This is a genomic window from Atopomonas hussainii, assembly GCF_900109735.1.
Classification (GTDB): Bacteria; Pseudomonadota; Gammaproteobacteria; order Pseudomonadales; family Pseudomonadaceae; genus Atopomonas; species Atopomonas hussainii.
This window is the reverse complement of sequence record NZ_FOAS01000001.1, coordinates 270,602-288,029: the sequence shown is the minus strand read 5'-3', so window position 1 is coordinate 288,029 and position 17,428 is coordinate 270,602. Positions and strand designations below refer to the sequence as shown.

The following is a 17,428-nucleotide window of genomic DNA, read 5'->3' as shown; positions in this document are numbered from 1 at the left end:
CGTTCAGGCGCGGCCTTAGCCGTAACGACCGGTGATGTAGTCTTCGGTCTGCTTGATGCTCGGGTTGGTGAACAGGGTGTCGGTGTCGCCAAACTCGACCATTTTGCCCATGTACATAAAGGCGGTGTAATCCGACACACGCGCCGCCTGCTGCATGTTGTGGGTCACGATGGCGATGGTGAACTTGTTCTTCAGCTCGTAGATCAGTTCTTCCACCTTAAGGGTCGAGATCGGGTCGAGCGCCGAGCACGGTTCGTCGAGCAGCAGCACTTCTGGCTCTACGGCGATAGTGCGGGCAATCACCAGACGCTGCTGCTGACCACCGGACAAGCCCAGTGCCGATTCGTGCAGGCGGTCTTTCACTTCGTCCCACAGCGCCGCGCCTTTGAGAGCCCACTCGACGGTTTCGTCGAGCACACGCTTTTTGTTGATGCCCTGAATGCGCAGGCCGTACACCACGTTCTCGTAGATGCTCTTGGGGAACGGGTTGGGCTTTTGGAACACCATGCCCACGCGGCGACGCAGCTCGGCGACATCCACGCCTTTTTCGTAGATGTTCTCGTTATCCAAGAGGATTTGCCCGTCGATACGGCAGCCATCCACCAGATCATTCATGCGGTTGAAGCAGCGCAGCAGGGTGGATTTACCGCAACCCGACGGGCCGATAAACGCCGTTACGCGCTTGCGCGGAATGCTCAGACGAATATCGTGCAGGGCTTGTTTGTTGCCGTAGTACAGGTTCAGACCCGGCACATCCAAAGCTACGGTTTCATCTTCCAAACGCAGCACTTGTTTGCCACGACCCAGTGCTGCCATGTCGATGCCGCGGGATGGGTTTTGCTGTTGCATGATCTACTCCAGTGAGAGCGTTGGCCTGCCGCTTAAGCAGCAGGCACAGGCGTTCAATTAGTGTTCCAGCGCCTTGTACTTTTCGCGCAGGTGATTACGGATAGCGATGGCCGAGAAGTTAAGCAGGGCAATCACGATCACCAGCAGCAAGGCGGTGGCGTACACCAGCGGGCGCGCTGCTTCGACGTTGGGGCTCTGGAAGCCGACGTCATAAATATGGAAGCCCAAGTGCATGATCTTCTGATCCAAATGCAGGTAAGGGTAGTTGCCATCCAGCGGCAGGCTGGGGGCCAGCTTAACCACACCGACCAGCATCAGCGGTGCCACTTCACCGGCGGCACGCGCCACGGCGAGAATCAAACCCGTCATCATCGCCGGGCTAGCCATTGGCAGCACGACTTTCCACAGGGTTTCGGCTTTGGTGGCGCCTAAGGCCAGCGAGCCTTCGCGCACCATACGCGGAATCCGCGCCAGGCCTTCTTCAGTGGCCACGATCACCACCGGCACGGTGAGAATCGCCAAGGTCAGCGAGGCCCACAGCAAGCCGCCAGTACCCAGCGTCGGCGCCGGCAAGGCTTCGGGGAAGAACAGCTGATCGAGCGAACCGCCCAGCACATAGACAAAGAAGCCCAAGCCAAACACGCCGTAGACAATCGACGGCACACCGGCCAAGTTGTTCACCGCAATGCGGATCACCCGGGTCATGGCACCTTGGCTGGCGTATTCACGCAGGTACACCGCGGCGATCACGCCGAACGGGGTGACGAACACGGTCATCAGCATGACCATCATCACGGTGCCGAAAATCGCCGGGAAGATACCGCCTTCGGTGTTCGCTTCACGCGGGTCATCGGCGAGGAATTCCCACAACTTGCTGCCGTAATGGCTGATCTTCTCACCCAAGCCCATGCCGTTAGGGCGATAGGCGCGGACGATTTTGCCCAAGTTGATTTCAACTTCGCGGCCATCGCTGATCACGAACACGGCGCTGTCACGATTGAACTGGCCATGCAGGGCGGTGAGCTCGGCCTCCAGCACCTTGTACTGGGCATCCAGCTCGGCGCGTGCGGCATCCAGATCGGCTTGGGCGGCCGGAGTCAGTTGCTCTTTAAGCTCCAGACTACGCTGCTGCAAACGCAGTTTTTCCAGGCCGTGGTTGATCTTGCCGATGTCTTTCTTTTCTAGGCGCATCACGTCGTGGTGCAGGTCTTCGACGCGCTCCAGGCGTTCTTCCAGCGCGGCCCACGCGGCATCACCTTCGGCGACCTGTTGACCGTTTTCTTTCACGCTCAGCAGACGGCCGTAGAAGTTGCCCCACTCACGGCGCTCAACCGCCACCAGCTCAGCCGGGTAGCGCTTGTTTTCCAGCCAATCGTCGACGATCCAGCTGAAGTCGGCGCCAAACTGCTCGCGGTTGCCGACCTTCATCAGCTCACGGGTCATAAACTCCGGCGCATCGTCAGCCACCGGGTAGCCGGCGCCGCGCAGACGAGCGCTGGGCACTTCTTCTTGCTGCACCACCTCGCCGATCAGCACCTTGGCGCTTTGCCCGGGGATGACGTAGTCGGCTTCGAGGATGTCCGCCGGCCAGAAGTGACCCAAACCGCGCACAGCGATCAGGGTCAGCAGGCCGATGGTCATGATGATAGCGATGGCCACGGCGCCGCCGTTGAGCCACACCATCGGCGCGCCGCTTTTAAACCAGCCGCCGAGTGTTTGTTGTTTACGCTTCAGAGACATGTTTTGGCTCCCTTACAGCGAGGCGTATTTGTTGCGCAGGCGCTGACGAATCAGCTCTGCCAGCGTGTTCATCGCGAAGGTAAACAGCAGCAGCACCATGGCGGCCATAAACAGCACGCGGTAGTGAGTACTGCCGACTTCCGACTCGGGCATCTCGACGGCGATGTTGGCCGACAAGGTGCGCAGACCTTCGAAGATGTTGAATTCCATGATCGGTGTGTTGCCGGTGGCCATCAGCACGATCATGGTTTCGCCCACGGCGCGGCCCATACCGATCATCAGCGCGGAGAAAATGCCCGGGCTGGCGGTGAGAATCACAACGCGAGTGAGGGTCTGCCACGGCGTAGCACCCAAGGCCAGCGAGCCGTAGGTGAGGCTCTTCGGCACGCTGAAGATGGCGTCTTCGGCAATCGAATAAATGTTCGGAATCACCGCAAATCCCATCGCCAAGCCAACCACTAAGGCGTTGCGCTGGTCGAAGGTGATGCCCAAATCGTTGGTCAGCCACAGGCGCATATCACCGGCGAAGAAGGCGTTCTCCATCACCCCGCTCATGCTCAGGCTAAACCAGCCGATGAACAGCACCACGGGTATCAGCAGCGCGGCTTCCCAGCCATCCGGCACGCGCAGGCGGATGGACTCCGGCAGGCGGCTCCAGCCGAAGGCGGCGAGCAGCATGCCCATTGGCATGAGTATCAATAGGCTGAAGATGCCGGGTAGGTTGTTCTCCACAAACGGGGCGAGGAACAAACCGGCGAAGAAGCCCAAGATCACCGTCGGCAGCGCTTCCATCAGCTCGATCACCGGCTTGACCTTGCCGCGCATCTGCGGAGCCATGAAGTAAGCGGTGTAGATGGCCGCACAGATGGCCAGCGGGGCGGCCAGCAGCATGGCGTAGAAGGCTGCTTTCAAGGTGCCGAAGGTCAGCGGCGAGAGGCTCATCTTCGGTTCGAAATCGTTGTTGGCGGCAGTGGATTGCCAGATGTACTTAGGCTCGTCGTAGCTTTCGTACCAGACCTTCTCCCACAGCGCGCTCCACGATACTTCCGGGTGCGGGTTATCCAGCGCCCACGGCTTGAACTGGCCGGCTTCTTCAATCAACACGCGGTTCGCGCGCGGCGACAGGGTAAACAGGGCTTTACCCTCAGCCGCCGGCTCCACCAGCAAGGTGCGGTGCGCGGTACTGTGGAAGACGCCCAGCTCGCCTTGACCGTTTAAGGCGACGAAGCCTTTGCGGCGGTCTTCAGCAACAATCTGCTGGACGGGGCTATCGCCCAGCTGGAAGGTGCGGATTTCCTTAAGCCCGGCCACGCCGTCTTCATCACGGGCCATAAACCACTGGCTGATACCGCCTTTACTGTCGCCGACCAGCAGCGAAATACCGCCAAGCAAGGGCGTCGCAGCGGTTACTTCGGTGTCGCCATCGGCTTCTAGCTTGTAACGACCATTGAGCTGATTGCTGCGCAGATCGAATACGTCAGCTTTGGCACGGCCGTTAAGCACGTACAGCCACATGTGGCGTGGGTCGATGAACACGTCTTTGATCGGGTCGGCAATCTGCGGCAGGGCAATGCGCTCTTGCTCCACCGTGGTTTCGCCGGTGAGGAAGTTCTCTTCTTCACTGATCGACAGCAGCATCAGCTCGGCGCCCACCGTAGCGGCCAGCAGCTTGGCATCGCCTTTATCGCTAAAGGCGACATGCTCCAGCGCACGGCCTTGCTCATCCATGCTGATTGGCGCTTCACCCAGCGGGTATTGCAGCTCGGCACTGATGGTCTTCACGTTGTTGGGGTAGGTGACCTTATAAAAGTGCTTAAACACTAAGGCCTGACCGTTGGACAAACCCAACACCACGCGGTCGGTACCGGGCTGGTCTTCGGCGTACGAGGTAATGCTCGCGCCTGCCGGCAACGGCAGCTGGAAGCGCTTACGCTCGCTGCCATCTTTAACGTTAAAGAACACCACTTGGCCGTCGCGCCCTAAGCGCATGCCGACCTTGTTTTGCTCTTCAATCGACAGCAACAAGGGTTCGCCCGCTTCGCTCAGCCAAGCAGGGCTTTGCGCTTTTTTCTCGGCAAGTTCGGCGCCGGAGAACACCGGCAGCACCACCCACGCAAGGTAGAAGAAGATCAGCGTCACGGCACCCAGCACGGCCAAGCCGCCAAAGGTGACATACCAACGCGCGAGGCGGTCTTTCAGCGCGCGCAGTTTGCGCTTGCGCTTGAGGGCTGGCGTATTGAAGTCGATACGCTGGGTAGAGCTTTTTGCAGACATGGAGGGCTCGGCCAGATTAGTTATGCGGGCATACCCTAACGGGCTTGTGTGACAAAAAGATTACAGCCATTTGACGCGACAAAGCCCGCCGACGGGATCACCGTCAGCGGGCTTGGCCTCCTTGCCTGCTAAGTCTTGCTTAGCCTGTCTTGGCCTTTATTACAGGCCCAGATCCTTCAGAGTCTTTTCAACAACCTTGGCCGGAACCGGGATGTAACCGTCCTTAACCACGATTTCTTGACCAGACTTGGACAGCACCATCTTAACGAATTCGGCTTCCAGCGGGCTCAGCGGCTTGTTCGGTGCCTTGTTCACGTACACGAACAAGAAGCGCGACAGCGGGAAGTTGCCAGACAGAGCGTTGGCTTCGTTAGCGTCAAACGCTTCGGCGCCTTCTTTCTTAGCCAGCGGAACAGTCTTTACCGAAGCGGTCTTGTAGCCGATGCCCGAGTAACCAATGCCGTTCAGCGACTGGCTAACCGACTGCACCACAGAGGCAGAACCGGGCTGCTCGTTAACGTTCGGCTTGAAGTCACCCTTACACAGGGCTTCTTCTTTGAAGTAACCGTAGGTGCCGGATACCGAGTTACGACCAAACAGCTGAATCGGCTTGTTGGCCATATCGCCAGTCAGGCCGACGTCACCCCAGGTTTTGATCTCTTTAGCAGCGCCGCACAGGCGAGTGCTGGAGAAGATCGCATCCACTTGCGCCATGGTCAGGCTCTGGATCGGGTTGTCTTTGTGCACGAACACGGCCAGGGCATCCACAGCCACCGGAATGGCGGTCGGCTTGTAGCCATGCTTTTCTTCGAAGGCCTGCAGCTCAACGTCTTTCATCTTGCGGCTCATCGGGCCGAAGTTGGCAGTGCCTTCAGTCAGCGCCGGCGGCGCAGTGGAGGAACCGGCCGCTTGGATCTGAATGTTCACATTGGGGTAATGCTTTTTGTAATCCTCGGCCCACAGAGTCATCAGGTTAGCCAAGGTGTCCGAGCCGATGCTCGACAGGTTGCCGGATACACCAGCAGCCTTTTGATAAGTTGGCAGAGCCGGATCAACACCTGCGATAGCGCTGGTCGCGGTACCGGCGGCAACAACGGTCAGGGCCGCCATCAAACGCTTCAATTTCATGCCTTTGCTCCTTGTCAGCAAGGGTGGTGGGTTTGTTGGGAGAGCAGTCTCCGCTGAATGCATGACGAGTCTATGAAGCGTATGTGACAGTTCGATGAACGCTAGAAACTTTTGCGCTAAGCAGCTGCCCAACCAGCACACGCCGTGTGTGCCAATACTTGCCTAACACTGCGCAAACCTTGCACGAATAGCCAAAAGCATGGTCGAAGCCCGACTCTGCGGTCGGTATACTGCCAACAGAAGAACGACACTGATAACAATAAGATCCGTGACCATGCTGGAAGAACTCGATAACGACCAGGATCAAGACCTGGACGAACCTACCCCCCAAGGTGTGCTCGCCATGCAGCTCACCGCACTGCCGCGTGACACCAACGCCTTTAACGATATTTATGGCGGTTGGCTGGTCAGCCAGATGGATCTCGCCGCCAGCAGCAGTGCCAGCCGCATTGCCGGTGGACGCATTGCCACCGTGGCCATCGACCGCATGGCCTTTATGGTGCCGGTGAATGTCGGCGCGCAGTTGGCGTTTTACACCCAAGTCGAAGAGGTCGGCCGTAGCTCCATCAAGGTGCTGGTCGAAGTCTGGAGCGACGACCCGCAAGCCATCGAGCGCCGTAAAGTCACCGAGGCGCTGTTTGTGTTTGTCGCCATCGACGCTCACGGCCGCACCCGCGCGGTGCCGCAGAAGTAAGCAGCGGCTTATAGGCCACTGAGCAGCGCGCGGTAATCCTCCACGGCGGCAAATTCTTCGGTGTCTTTCGGGCCTTTTTGGCTATCCGGTTGGCGCACCGCCAATAGCTGCGCCACGCCAAAGCGCTGCGCGCTACGCAGCACCGGCAGGCTGTCATCAATAAACAAGCTGCGCGCGGGGTCTATGCCCGTATCACTCACCAGTGCCTGCCAAAACGCCTGCTGCTCTTTGGGAAAGCCATAGTCGTGCGCGCTGATTAAGCGCTCGAAGTAGGGCGCCAACTCGACCCGCTCCAGCTTGAGCGACAGCGAATCGCGGTGCGCATTGGTGATCAACAACACGCGCTTACCGCTGTGCTGTAAGGCCTGCAAAAACGCCGCGGCATCGTCACGCAGGCTGATCAAATGCATGATCTCGCGTTTTAAGCCCACAATCGGCAAGTCCAGCTCACGCGCCCAGTAATCCAAGCAATACCAACTTAACTGACCTTGCTGCGCCGCAAACAAGGGGTACAACTCAGCCTTGGCGTGCTGCAGGGTAAAGCCGTGCTTGTCGGCGTAGCGGGCGGGCAGGTGCTCTAGCCAGAAGTGGTTATCAAAGTGCAGATCGAGCAAGGTGCCGTCCATATCGAGCAGCACGCAATCGAGCGCATTCCAAGGTAACTGCATGTTGAAGATTCCAAGGCCACAAGCCGCGATTCAGATCAGCGTATGATAACCGTTCACTTAGGGAGAGCCGCATGCGCGAAAAACCAACCGTCCTGAGCCGCGAGATTGTCGCTCGCAGCCGCTTGTTTGCCGTCGAGCAACTGCAGCTGAAATTCACCAACGGTGTGGAGCGCACCTACGAACGCTTGGCCGGCAAAGCCAACGGCTACGGCGCGGTGATGGTAGTTGCCCTGCGTGACGCCGATACCGCGCTGTTGGTGGAAGAATACTGCGCCGGCACCGATGCCTACGAACTATCGCTGCCCAAAGGCCTGATCGAGCCGGGTGAAGACGTGCTCGACGCCGCCAATCGTGAATTAAAAGAAGAAGCCGGCTATGGCGCGCGGCATTTGGAGCACTTAACCGAGCTGTCTTTGTCGCCAGGGTATATGAGCCAACGCATTCAAGTGGTGCTCGCTTGGGACCTGTACGAAGAAAAACTGCCCGGCGATGAACCCGAACCCATGGGCCTCGATAGCGTGCGTCTAAGCCAGCTCAGCCAGCTGGTCAACCACCCGCAATTCAGCGAAGGCCGTGCCCTCGCCGCGCTGTATTTAGCCCGCGATGTGATTGCTCAACGAGGTGGCCTGCATGCACGCTGAACTGCCGTTAAACGCCCTCAAACAACTGGTGCGCGAGGCCGGCGCGGCCACCCTGCCGTTCTGGCAGCAAGCCATTGATGTCGAGCGCAAAGCCGATGACTCGCCCGTGACCGCCGCCGACTTAGCCGCCAACCGCGTGCTGATCGACGGGCTAGCGCAGCTCACCCCGGATATCCCGGTGGTGTCTGAAGAGTCGTGCAGCATTCCCCTCGCCACACGGCAAGGCTGGTCACGCTGGTGGCTGGTCGACCCACTGGATGGCACCAAAGAATTTATCAGCGGCAGCAGCGAGTTCACCGTCAACATCGCGCTGATCGAAGCGGGGCGCGTGGTGTTTGGTGTGGTTGGCGTGCCAGCGCAAAACCTGCTGTATATCGGCGGCGCCGGGCAGGGCGCGTGGCAAGAAGATGCCGACGGCGTCCTGCATGCCCTGCAAGTGCGTAGCCAACACACTCCGTTGCAGGTGGTGGCCAGCAAGCGCCACAGCAGCGCCGAACAAGAGGCGCTGTTGGCCTCGCTAGAGCACAGCGTTGGCGCCTTCGAGCGCATCAGCGTCGGCAGCTCATTAAAGTTCTGCCAACTGGCCGCCGGCCAAGCCGATCTCTACCCGCGCTTGGCGCCCACCTCGCAGTGGGATACCGCCGCCGCGCAAGCCGTGCTGGAAGGCGCCGGTGGCTGCGTGTTGCGTTTAGATGGCAACGTGCTGGAGTACCCCGCCGCCGACAGCTACCTCAACCCGCACTTTATTGCCTTACCGGCCCAAGCCCCGTGGCGGGCAACGCTGCTTAAGGCTGCGGCGAGGTTGGCTTAAAACCGTTTAGCGGTGCAACACATACTGTCCGCTAAAGCTGACCACTTCTTGGTTGTCACACAGCACACGGCTCTGCAGGTTTAGCCGCGCGCGGCCGTGGCGTTGGTAGACCTTGAGAAACTTCTCCCACGCCGCGTCACCCGGGTCGCTGCATTCGCTGACCACATCGCCTAACGCCGGCACGGGGTAATCCACGGCGCCTTGCTGAATCACGATATGGCCGTCGTTAATGCCGGCTTCGTGCAAGCGCATATGCAACCAGCCCCAGCCGGCCAGCACCGCCGCGCAGTACAAACTGCCGCCAAACATGCTGCTTTTGTGATTGATGTTGGCCGCCAAGGGAATACCGAGGCGTAACTGACGATCTTCCCAGCTCAACACCCTGAGCCCCATGGCGCGGGTTAGCGGAATATCGTGATGAAGAATGGCTTCCAGATAGCGGGGAGTGGCCTGCGCCATACCAGGTTCCTTGTGAGTTCTTTTCGCAACAAGGAGTCAGACGCTAAAAGGTGACCAATAGGTCACCATCACACGTAGCAATAGCGCAAAAGGCTAAGTTGCTATGTCAGGGTCGTGTCAGTCAGCGCGGCGCCGGCCACTAGCGTAAATAGTCGAGCTGGCCTTGCAGGTGCAGCTCAGCGCCATCGGCGCTGTACAAGGCAAAGGCGGTTTTATGCTCGTTACGCTTGGCCTCACGCAGGCTCAGTTCAGCAGGGAGAAACACCGGGCGCTTAAACTCAACCGCCACCTGCACAGCGCGGCGCTCTTCGACCGGCAACAGCTTGGCTAAGGTACGTGCTTTAAGCCACATGCCGTGGGCGATATGACGCTCAAAGCCAAATAGCTTGGCGCTCAGCGGGTGCAAGTGAATCGGGTTCAAGTCACCAGAAATACGCCCATAGGCACGGCCTAAACTGCCGGGCAAATCCCAACGGGTGGTTTCTTGCAATCCTTCCAGAGCATCGTCGACAACCGGCTGTTTAACCGCCTGCGGGCCACTGGCAGGCTTGCCACGGAACAGGTTGACGCTTTCGCTGCGCCAACAGCATTCACGCCCAGACCAAATCTCACTGTGAATGCTAAAGGTTTGCCCTTTGGCATGCGGGCGCAGCTCGCCCAAATAACAGCGCACGCGTAGGTTCTCGCGCGGCCACAACGGACGCAGTTGCTCGATACGGTTGCTGACGTGGACTAAACCCAGTAACGGAAACGGGAAAGCCTTGTCGGTCATCAATGCCAAGTGCAGCGGAAATGCCAACATATGCGGATAACTGACCGGCAACGGGCCTTGCCCGGTGAAGCCACAGATATGCCGGTAGTGCTGTACATGGCGAACATCAACGCGCTGGTCATCCAGCTCGATAGCCAATTCGGGTAACGGTGCCTGCCCGTCTGCCTTATGCAGCAAGGCACGCGCATACAAGCCCGTCATTGCTGGACTACGTTGTAAGCGCAGCAGAGTATCGCCAGCCATCTGTTTCCTCCGTCTTGGCTACTACGTCAAAACCTGATTAAGCCCAGGTACAGCCGCAAGACTGCCAATATGCCCAGCCGCGCAACAATGGCGGTACTGCCCAAAAGGTGGGCTGCCCGGCCAACGGCGCGGCTTTGCACATGGCTCAGCGCCCAGTAGGATGGGCACTTTGTTACGAGAAGAGTTTAAGCCGTGCTGACGGATTCTGGTGTGTTACTTCGTCTGATTTTGCAGGCCATGACCCGTGCTGGCATTGATGTGCCCACCCTGATTCAACGTTGTGGCCTGCGTCTAGCCGATCTGGAAGACAAGCGCTTACGCACCCCGCACGCCGCGCAACAGCAGTTCTGGCAAGTGCTGCAAGAACTCACCGATGACCCGGATATCGGCCTCACCTTGGCGCGGCATTTACCGGCCTACCACGGCCAAGTGCTGGAATATTTATTCTTGAGCAGCCCCACCTTTGGTGAAGGTTTGCGCCGCGCCATGAACTACGAACGCCTGCTTAGTGATGCCTTACAAGGCCAACTTCGCCGCGACGGCGAGGTCGCCATTCTTAGCCTCAATCTACCGGCCGACAGCCAACGACCGTTCATCGAATTACTCGCCTTTGGCGTGATTGAGTTTTTCCGCAAGCTCACTGCCGATAGCTTTGCGCCACTGGCCCTGCATTTCTCGTTTAAACACGGTGCCAACGCCGAGCAATACCAAGCGCTCTATGGCTGCCCGGTATTGCTCGGCCGCGAAGAAAATAGCCTGCATTTTCCTGCGCACTGGCTAGACACCCCCAGCCCGCACGCCGAACCTGAACTGCTCGCCTTACACGAGCAAGTGGCCAGCGAACGGGTCGCCGAGCTGGAACGCCAAGACCTGATCTACGCGGTGCGCAAAGTGATTGCCGAGCACTTAGAAAGCGGCGAGCTGAGCCTTGAGCAAGTCGCCGAACAACTGGGGTTACGTTCGCGTTTATTGCGCTCGCGTTTAGCCAGTGCCAACAGCAGCTTCAATCAGATTTTGGGCGACTATCGTTGCCGCTTGGCGAAACGCTTATTGGCCGGTACGGATGAGTCCATCGACCAGATTGTCTACCTCACCGGGTTTTCCGAGCCGAGCACCTTTTACCGTGCGTTTCGCCGTTGGACGGGGCAAACCCCTGTCGAATACCGCCGCAGTCGGCGCGGTGTGAGTGATAGCTAAAGCCGTCAAGCTTCGCTTCTAGAGCCTTATTCAGCGCCGAAATAATTCGCCCGCAGGCGACTAAAATCAGGCACAACAGAGGCTTTTGAGGGGCAGATCATGACGTTATCGCAACCACGCTTATTTCAGCTCGCTAGCCTCACCGCAGGTGCCGGCTGGCTGATTTTGATGGCATTGCCGATGTGGGCCAGCGGACCGCTGTTTGTCCTCGGCGTCGCCATTGTGCTGCTCTGCGTGTTGTATGCGGTGAGCTTGCAACAAGCGCTCACCAGCCGCGCAGAACCGGGCAGTGGTAAACCCGGCTTCTTTACCCTTAAGGGCGTGCTGGCATTATTTCGTAATCCCAAAGCCGTGTTGGCCGCTTGGGTGCATATTCTCGCCTTTGACCTGCTGGCCGGGCTGTATATCCACCAACAAGGGGTAGCGCAGGGCATGGGCCATGTTTGGCTGCTGCCCTGCTATGTGCTGGCCATGCTGTTCGGCCCACTGGGGCTGCTACTGTTTCTCGGCCTCAGCCAACTTCACGCCGGCATACAGTAACCGGCCATACAGTTATGGTCGTACGCCGGCAACGGTTGCTGTTTCAGCGCCTCTGCTGAAGCAATGCGCTGCTGGCGGCGTAGCCAAAACTTCTCGTGAAAATAGAACGCCACTGTGTTCACCGCAGGCTCAAGCACGGCAATCGCACCGCCTACCCAAGCACTGCCCGACAATGCGTAGGCCATACCAAACGCCACGGAAAAATGCACAACGGCGAAACTGGCTGTCTTTTGCATGCTGCACCTCGGGTCTACTGTGGAATAGGCCTTCAGTGTCACGCGGCAAACGTATAGTTAAAAATGATTATCAACTATACAGTCGATAGCCTTTCTCACTTATGCAAAACCGCCGGCCAATTCTGGTTGGCTTGGGCAATCTTGTTGCTTTGGTCTTTTTCCCACAGCTTAAATGAGCTGGGATTGTTGTTGAGGTACAGCTTACCGTCGACCACTTTCCAGCTGTTCACCCGTGGCGAGGTAGTAAAACCATGGGCCACGGCAAACGCACAATACCCCCCATACTGCGGGGCATAAGCCGCAGGATTTGCCACAAAGGCTTGCCGATTAGCCGCATTGGCGAAATACCAAGTCAGCCCTTGCCACTGATACTCGATATCCGGCTTACCTTTTAGCGCATTGGCCCCGGCGGGCAGGCTGTAATAAGCCACCACATCAAAGCCCTTCAACGCGGTTTTGCCATCGTGGGAATACACCGGCGCCGTAGCGGCCCACAGTGGAAAACTCATCATTAAGGCGCATAGGCCGGCTAATAGGGTGCGCATGCTGATCCTCTTTGGCTGCTTGCCGGCAACACCGGCGACCAGCAATAGATGCACACACCCGCACGATGTTACACAGCGCTTAGCACGCCATAGCTCTTTGCCAGCTATGCTCAGGCTAGTGATGGCTGTGCGCGGCCCATTTGGCTGCAGCTCAGCGTTGTCCGCTAGCGTTGAGACTGCATGAACACAGCCGAATCCAACTCCAGTACCAAACACTCCATCCGCCGCCACATCATGTGGCGCGGCGCTTTACGCAGTCTTGTGGTTGCCTTAGTGCTCGCGTTGGTCAGTTATTACCATGCCATCAGCCTGCTGGAAGGCGAAACCCGAGCCCAGCTACAGCAGTACATTATTGAACGCGGCAAACTAGACTCCGCCCCCTTTAACCAAACCGAGCTCTATCACCAAGCGATCGAAAAAGTTCTGCTGGAGCAATTAAACAAAGTGCCGATCAAACAGGGTGTAGCCCAGTTTGATCAGTATTTTGAGCAGTGGCCTGATAAGACATGGCGCACTAAGCAGCCGTGGTACGACGGCAAGGTCGCCGCCGACGGGCTTTATCACGAGGGTTTCACCGCCTTTATCGGGCACGACGTGCAGCTCACTGATGAATATCGCCACCGCACCGCTGTTATGGTCGGCCTGTTGGATTGGTACGGCAGCGCGCTGATCGCCACCGAGCAATACATCAATTACTACCTCTCCACGCCAGAAAACTTCCTCGTCGGCGAGTTTGTCGGCGTGCCGTATATGCATCAGGTGCCCAGCGATACCTACTTCCCCGATGAAGTCTTTGTCGCCCTAGCCGACGCGCGCAATAACCCCAGCCGTCAGTTGGTGTGGAGTGAGGTGTATTTCGATAGCACCGCGAAAATGTGGATGGTCAGCTGCCTAAAGCCGGTTTACCGCGCCGGCGAACACATCGCGACATTAGGGCAAGACATCCTGCTCGATGACTTTATCAATCGCACCCTCAAGAAAGCACAACAGGGCACCGAGAACCTCGCCTTCAACAGCCGTGGCGAGCTGATTGCCTACGGGGCGCTACAAGAGCAAATCCTCGCGGCCGGTGGCGCTTTGGTCTTAGGCAACGACCAGCCTCAAATAAGAAACCTAGTACTTAAAGTCATCAAACAAGGCCAATCCAGTGGCGTAGTAGAGATCGCCGATGCCTATGTGGCCTTTACCCACTTGCAGGGGCCTGACTGGTATCTGGCCAACATTTACCCCAAACACTTACTGCAAGATAAAGCCCTGCTCGCCGCCAGCGTTATTTTTGCCATCGCCTTACTCGGCCTACTGAGCGAGTTTGCCGTGCTCTGGCACCTCATCACCCGTTATGTGCTGCAGCCGTTGCAGCACTTCACCCGCGTTAGCCGCGCCGTTGATCACGGAGATTTCCGCGCCTTGCAGGAGTCCGACATGCTCAAGCGTGACGACGAATTTGGTCTGCTTGCACGCCATCTACAAGGCACCGCGCAAGCCCTGTTAAAAGCCCAAGACGCCGTGGTGGATTCTCACGAAGAATTAGAACGGCTGGTGACCGTACGCACGGCTGAGCTCACCTCGGTTAACGAGCGGCTTGCTCGACTCGCCATCACCGATGAGCTTTCTGGGTTATTTAACCGCCGGCACTTTCAACAAAAACTGCCGCTCGAACTGGCCCGCTTAGCCCGCCATAACAATCGGCAAATCTGGGCGGTGTTTGCCTTACTCGATGTCGACCACTTCAAGCAAATCAACGACCGCTACGGCCACAGCAGTGGCGACTGTGTTATCCGAAAATTGGGCGCGAGCTTACACGGACAAATGCGCCGAGCAGGGGATAGCGCCTACCGCATCGGCGGCGAAGAATTCGCTGTTTACACCACCTTGGTAGAGCCGAATGTCGAACTTATCCAAGAACTCGCCACACAAATGCTCGACAGCATTCGCAGCATTGAACTGCATGAAGAAATCAGCCACTTCGAAGGCCCGCTAACCGCCTCCATCGGCATGGTCTGTTTACCCAGCGGCCACGAGCCGCTCCAGCTCGACCACCTCTACAAACTGGCTGACCAAGCCCTCTATCAAGCCAAGAATGCAGGCCGTAACCAAGCCCATCTCATCGTCCAACGCGCAGCAGAACAACTCGAGCATTACAGCGTTAACTAAGCGTCCATAAAAAACCCCGGCAAGCCGGGGTTTTTACATTACTGCTAACTTGGCCGTTAAACGTCCAAGTTAGTCACCGCTAGAGCATTGCTCTCAATAAAGTCACGACGCGGCTCTACTGCATCACCCATCAGGGTGTTGAAGATTTGGTCGGCGGCGATCGCATCTTCAATGGTGACCTTAAGCATACGGCGCACGTTCGGGTCCATGGTGGTTTCCCACAACTGGTCTGGGTTCATCTCGCCCAGGCCCTTATAGCGCTGAATGCTGTGGCGCTTAGTGCTTTCGGTCATCAGCCATTCGAGGCCTTCTTTGAAGCGCGTTACCGGCTTAGTGCGCTCGCCACGCTGAATGTAAGCGCCGTCTTCCAGCAGACCATTCAGTGCTTCGCCCAAGTTGGCGATGCTCTTGTAGTCATTGCTGGCGAAGAAATCACGGTTGAAGGTGATGTAGTTCGACAAGCCGTGGGCCACGGTTTCGATCACTGGCAGCCACAGGTGACGCTCTTTGTCTTCGTGCAGGCTGGCGGTATAGGTGAAGCCTGAGCTTTCCGCAGCGCTTAAACGCGCTTGCAGGCCTTCTAACCAAGCTTGCATCACCGCTTGATCAGCCAGCTGCTCAACACCCACGCGCGGCAGGTAGATGAAGTGCTCTGTCAGCTCTTGCGGGTACAACCGCGCCAGACGCTTAAGAGTTTTCATCACGCCACGGTATTGGTTGACCAAGGCTTCCAGCGCTTCGCCCGACAGGCCCGGGGCGCTTTCGTTAACGTGCAGGCTGGCATCTTCCAAAGCCGACTGAGTCATGTATTCGTCCATGGCTTCGTCGTCTTTGATGTACTGCTCTTGCTTGCCTTTCTTCACTTTGTACAGCGGCGGCTGCGCGATATAGATGTAGCCTTTCTCGATCAGCTCGGGCATCTGGCGGAAGAAGAAGGTCAGCAGCAAGGTACGGATGTGCGAACCGTCGACGTCAGCATCGGTCATGATGATGATGTTGTGGTAGCGCAGTTTGTCGATGTTGAACTCTTCACGACCAATGCCGCAGCCGAGGGCGGTGATCAGGGTGCCGACTTCCTGCGAAGACAACATCTTGTCGAAGCGTGCTTTCTCGACGTTAAGGATCTTACCTTTAAGCGGAAGAATCGCTTGGGTCTTGCGGTTACGGCCTTGTTTGGCCGAGCCACCCGCAGAGTCACCCTCCACTATGTAGAGTTCAGACAGCGCTGGGTCTTTCTCTTGGCAGTCGGCCAACTTGCCCGGCAGACCGGCGATATCCAGCGCGCCTTTACGGCGGGTCATTTCACGGGCTTTACGCGCCGCTTCACGAGCACGCGCGGCGTCGATCATTTTGCCGACCACCAGCTTGGCTTCGTTGGGGCTTTCCAGCAGATAATCGGCGAAGTATTTGCCCATTTCCTGTTCGACGGCGGTTTTTACTTCTGAGGAAACCAGCTTGTCTTTGGTCTGCGAGCTGAATTTTGGGTCTGGCACTTTCACCGAGATGATCGCCGTCAAACCTTCACGGGCGTCGTCGCCAGTGGTGTTGACCTTCATCTTCTTCAGCAGGCCTTCCTGCTCGATGTAGGTGTTCAGGTTGCGGGTGAGGGCAGAGCGGAAGCCCGCTAAGTGAGTACCACCGTCACGCTGCGGAATGTTGTTGGTGAAGCAGAGGATGTTCTCGTTAAAGCTGTCATTCCACTGCATGGCCACTTCAACGCCAACGCCATCTTCCTCACGCTGACAGGTGAAGTGGAAGATGTTGTTCACCGTGGTTTTGTTGGTGTTCAGGTACTCAACAAATGCCTTAAGACCACCGTCGTAGTGGAAGGTTTCCTGCTTACCGCTGCGCTCGTCCTTCAGCACGATGCACACACCGGAGTTGAGGAACGACAGTTCGCGCAGACGCTTGGCGAGAATATCCCAGCTGAAATGGATATTGTTGAACGTGGCCGGCGAGGGCTTGAAGTGAATCTCGGTGCCCGAACCTTCGGTTTCGCCCACCGGTGCGAGCGGCGCTTGCGGCACGCCGTGGTGGTAGGTTTGCTCCCACACTTGGCCGGCGCGGCGAATGGTCAGCTGCAATTCTTCCGACAGCGCGTTCACCACCGACACACCTACGCCGTGCAAGCCACCGGACACCTTATAGGTGTTGTCGTCGAACTTACCGCCGGCGTGCAGCACGGTCATGATCACTTCGGCTGCGGAAACGCCTTCTTCTTTATGGATATCCACCGGAATACCACGGCCGTTGTCACGCACGCTGATGGATTCATCGGGGTGGATGCTAACCAAGATTTCCGAACAGAAACCTGCCAATGCTTCGTCGATTGAGTTATCGACGACTTCAAACACCATGTGGTGCAGACCTGTCCCATCATCGGTGTCACCGATGTACATGCCCGGACGTTTGCGTACGGCATCCAGGCCTTTCAGCACTTTAATACTGGAACTGTCGTACGATTTTTCTTCGCTCAT

The 17,428-nt window shown here is 57.7% G+C and carries 16 protein-coding genes; 6 read left to right on the top strand and 10 right to left on the bottom strand.

What is annotated here, in order from left to right; all coding sequences use genetic code 11:
- Nucleotides 1-15 precede the first annotated feature (15 nt).
- From pstB to BMX80_RS01345, 4 genes are all read right to left on the bottom strand, one after another.
- A complete protein-coding gene (gene pstB / locus BMX80_RS01360; RefSeq protein ID WP_071871508.1) occupies nucleotides 16-849 on the bottom strand; it encodes a phosphate ABC transporter ATP-binding protein PstB in 834 nt (277 codons plus the stop codon).
- Nucleotides 850-906: 57 nt separating this feature from the next.
- Nucleotides 907-2,583, bottom strand: coding sequence for a phosphate ABC transporter permease PstA (gene pstA / locus BMX80_RS01355; RefSeq protein ID WP_139213991.1), 1,677 nt, complete (start codon nucleotides 2,581-2,583; stop codon nucleotides 907-909).
- 18 nt (nucleotides 2,584-2,601) lie between these two features.
- Complete coding sequence (locus BMX80_RS01350) at nucleotides 2,602-4,887, bottom strand: ABC transporter permease subunit (protein ID WP_074864305.1); 2,286 nt, start codon at nucleotides 4,885-4,887, stop codon at nucleotides 2,602-2,604.
- Nucleotides 4,888-5,022: 135 nt separating this feature from the next.
- A complete protein-coding gene (locus BMX80_RS01345) occupies nucleotides 5,023-5,991 on the bottom strand; it encodes a phosphate ABC transporter substrate-binding protein PstS (protein ID WP_074864303.1) in 969 nt (322 codons plus the stop codon).
- A gap of 274 nt (nucleotides 5,992-6,265) precedes the next feature.
- Here BMX80_RS01345 and BMX80_RS01340 point away from each other — a divergent pair, with 274 nt between their 5' ends.
- The gene (locus tag BMX80_RS01340) at nucleotides 6,266-6,685 is read left to right on the top strand and encodes an acyl-CoA thioesterase (protein ID WP_071871512.1); all 420 of its coding nucleotides are present in this window, start codon (nucleotides 6,266-6,268) and stop codon (nucleotides 6,683-6,685) included.
- An 8-nt stretch (nucleotides 6,686-6,693) separates the two neighbouring features.
- Here BMX80_RS01340 and yrfG read toward each other — a convergent pair whose 3' ends face one another.
- Entirely contained in the window at nucleotides 6,694-7,353 is a 660-nt protein-coding gene (yrfG, locus tag BMX80_RS01335) for a GMP/IMP nucleotidase (protein ID WP_074864301.1), read from the bottom strand.
- A gap of 71 nt (nucleotides 7,354-7,424) precedes the next feature.
- Between yrfG and nudE the strand changes: the two genes are divergently transcribed.
- Complete coding sequence (gene nudE / locus BMX80_RS01330) at nucleotides 7,425-7,994, top strand: ADP compounds hydrolase NudE (protein WP_074864299.1); 570 nt, start codon at nucleotides 7,425-7,427, stop codon at nucleotides 7,992-7,994.
- Nucleotides 7,984-8,805, top strand: a complete 822-nt coding sequence (cysQ, locus tag BMX80_RS01325; protein ID WP_074864298.1) for a 3'(2'),5'-bisphosphate nucleotidase CysQ — start codon at nucleotides 7,984-7,986, stop codon at nucleotides 8,803-8,805. The genes nudE and cysQ overlap by 11 nt, the downstream gene beginning before the upstream one ends.
- Before the next feature lie 6 nt (nucleotides 8,806-8,811).
- Here the strand turns inward: cysQ and BMX80_RS01320 are convergent, their stop codons facing one another.
- On the bottom strand, nucleotides 8,812-9,264 hold the full coding sequence (locus BMX80_RS01320; RefSeq protein ID WP_074864296.1) for a thioesterase domain-containing protein: 453 nt from the start codon (nucleotides 9,262-9,264) through the stop codon (nucleotides 8,812-8,814).
- Between the two features lie 139 nt (nucleotides 9,265-9,403).
- Nucleotides 9,404-10,279 (bottom strand): MaoC/PaaZ C-terminal domain-containing protein, encoded by an 876-nt coding sequence (locus BMX80_RS01315; protein WP_071871517.1) that lies wholly within the window; start codon nucleotides 10,277-10,279, stop codon nucleotides 9,404-9,406.
- Nucleotides 10,280-10,516: 237 nt separating this feature from the next.
- Here BMX80_RS01315 and BMX80_RS01310 point away from each other — a divergent pair, with 237 nt between their 5' ends.
- Both BMX80_RS01310 and BMX80_RS01305 read left to right on the top strand, forming a co-directional pair.
- A complete protein-coding gene (locus BMX80_RS01310) occupies nucleotides 10,517-11,476 on the top strand; it encodes an AraC family transcriptional regulator (RefSeq protein ID WP_074864419.1) in 960 nt (319 codons plus the stop codon).
- 99 nt (nucleotides 11,477-11,575) lie between these two features.
- Nucleotides 11,576-12,016 carry an abscisic acid-deficient protein Aba4 family protein gene (locus tag BMX80_RS01305; protein WP_074864293.1) on the top strand — a complete coding sequence of 147 codons (441 nt, stop codon included), beginning with the start codon at nucleotides 11,576-11,578 and terminating at the stop codon, nucleotides 12,014-12,016.
- Here the strand turns inward: BMX80_RS01305 and BMX80_RS01300 are convergent.
- Both BMX80_RS01300 and BMX80_RS01295 read right to left on the bottom strand, forming a co-directional pair.
- Entirely contained in the window at nucleotides 11,998-12,252 is a 255-nt protein-coding gene (locus BMX80_RS01300) for a DUF2061 domain-containing protein (RefSeq protein WP_071871519.1), read from the bottom strand. The genes BMX80_RS01305 and BMX80_RS01300 overlap by 19 nt on opposite strands.
- A gap of 95 nt (nucleotides 12,253-12,347) precedes the next feature.
- Entirely contained in the window at nucleotides 12,348-12,797 is a 450-nt protein-coding gene (locus BMX80_RS01295; RefSeq protein ID WP_074864291.1) for a YHS domain-containing (seleno)protein, read from the bottom strand.
- A 180-nt stretch (nucleotides 12,798-12,977) separates the two neighbouring features.
- On the opposite strand from BMX80_RS01295, the gene BMX80_RS01290 reads away from it, so the two are divergent.
- Nucleotides 12,978-14,951 carry a sensor domain-containing diguanylate cyclase gene (locus tag BMX80_RS01290; protein WP_074864289.1) on the top strand — a complete coding sequence of 658 codons (1,974 nt, stop codon included), beginning with the start codon at nucleotides 12,978-12,980 and terminating at the stop codon, nucleotides 14,949-14,951.
- A 56-nt stretch (nucleotides 14,952-15,007) separates the two neighbouring features.
- On the opposite strand, the gene gyrB is transcribed toward BMX80_RS01290, so the two are convergent.
- Nucleotides 15,008-17,428, bottom strand: a complete 2,421-nt coding sequence (gyrB, locus tag BMX80_RS01285) for a DNA topoisomerase (ATP-hydrolyzing) subunit B (RefSeq protein ID WP_074864287.1) — start codon at nucleotides 17,426-17,428, stop codon at nucleotides 15,008-15,010.

Bases quoted from the DNA above. Each gene is read 5' to 3' on its own strand.
- pstB (WP_071871508.1), bottom strand. From the start codon at position 849: ATGCAACAGCAAAACCCATCCCGCGGCATCGACATGGCAGCACTGGGT.
- BMX80_RS01345 (WP_074864303.1), bottom strand. From the start codon at position 5,991: ATGAAATTGAAGCGTTTGATGGCGGCCCTGACCGTTGTTGCCGCCGGT.
- BMX80_RS01340 (WP_071871512.1), top strand. From the start codon at position 6,266: ATGCTGGAAGAACTCGATAACGACCAGGATCAAGACCTGGACGAACCT.
- yrfG (WP_074864301.1), bottom strand. From the start codon at position 7,353: ATGCAGTTACCTTGGAATGCGCTCGATTGCGTGCTGCTCGATATGGAC.
- nudE (WP_074864299.1), top strand. From the start codon at position 7,425: ATGCGCGAAAAACCAACCGTCCTGAGCCGCGAGATTGTCGCTCGCAGC.
- cysQ (WP_074864298.1), top strand. From the start codon at position 7,984: ATGCACGCTGAACTGCCGTTAAACGCCCTCAAACAACTGGTGCGCGAG.
- BMX80_RS01320 (WP_074864296.1), bottom strand. From the start codon at position 9,264: ATGGCGCAGGCCACTCCCCGCTATCTGGAAGCCATTCTTCATCACGAT.
- BMX80_RS01315 (WP_071871517.1), bottom strand. From the start codon at position 10,279: ATGGCTGGCGATACTCTGCTGCGCTTACAACGTAGTCCAGCAATGACG.
- BMX80_RS01310 (WP_074864419.1), top strand. From the start codon at position 10,517: ATGACCCGTGCTGGCATTGATGTGCCCACCCTGATTCAACGTTGTGGC.
- BMX80_RS01305 (WP_074864293.1), top strand. From the start codon at position 11,576: ATGACGTTATCGCAACCACGCTTATTTCAGCTCGCTAGCCTCACCGCA.
- BMX80_RS01300 (WP_071871519.1), bottom strand. From the start codon at position 12,252: ATGCAAAAGACAGCCAGTTTCGCCGTTGTGCATTTTTCCGTGGCGTTT.
- BMX80_RS01295 (WP_074864291.1), bottom strand. From the start codon at position 12,797: ATGCGCACCCTATTAGCCGGCCTATGCGCCTTAATGATGAGTTTTCCA.
- BMX80_RS01290 (WP_074864289.1), top strand. From the start codon at position 12,978: ATGAACACAGCCGAATCCAACTCCAGTACCAAACACTCCATCCGCCGC.
- gyrB (WP_074864287.1), bottom strand. From the start codon at position 17,428: ATGAGCGAAGAAAAATCGTACGACAGTTCCAGTATTAAAGTGCTGAAA.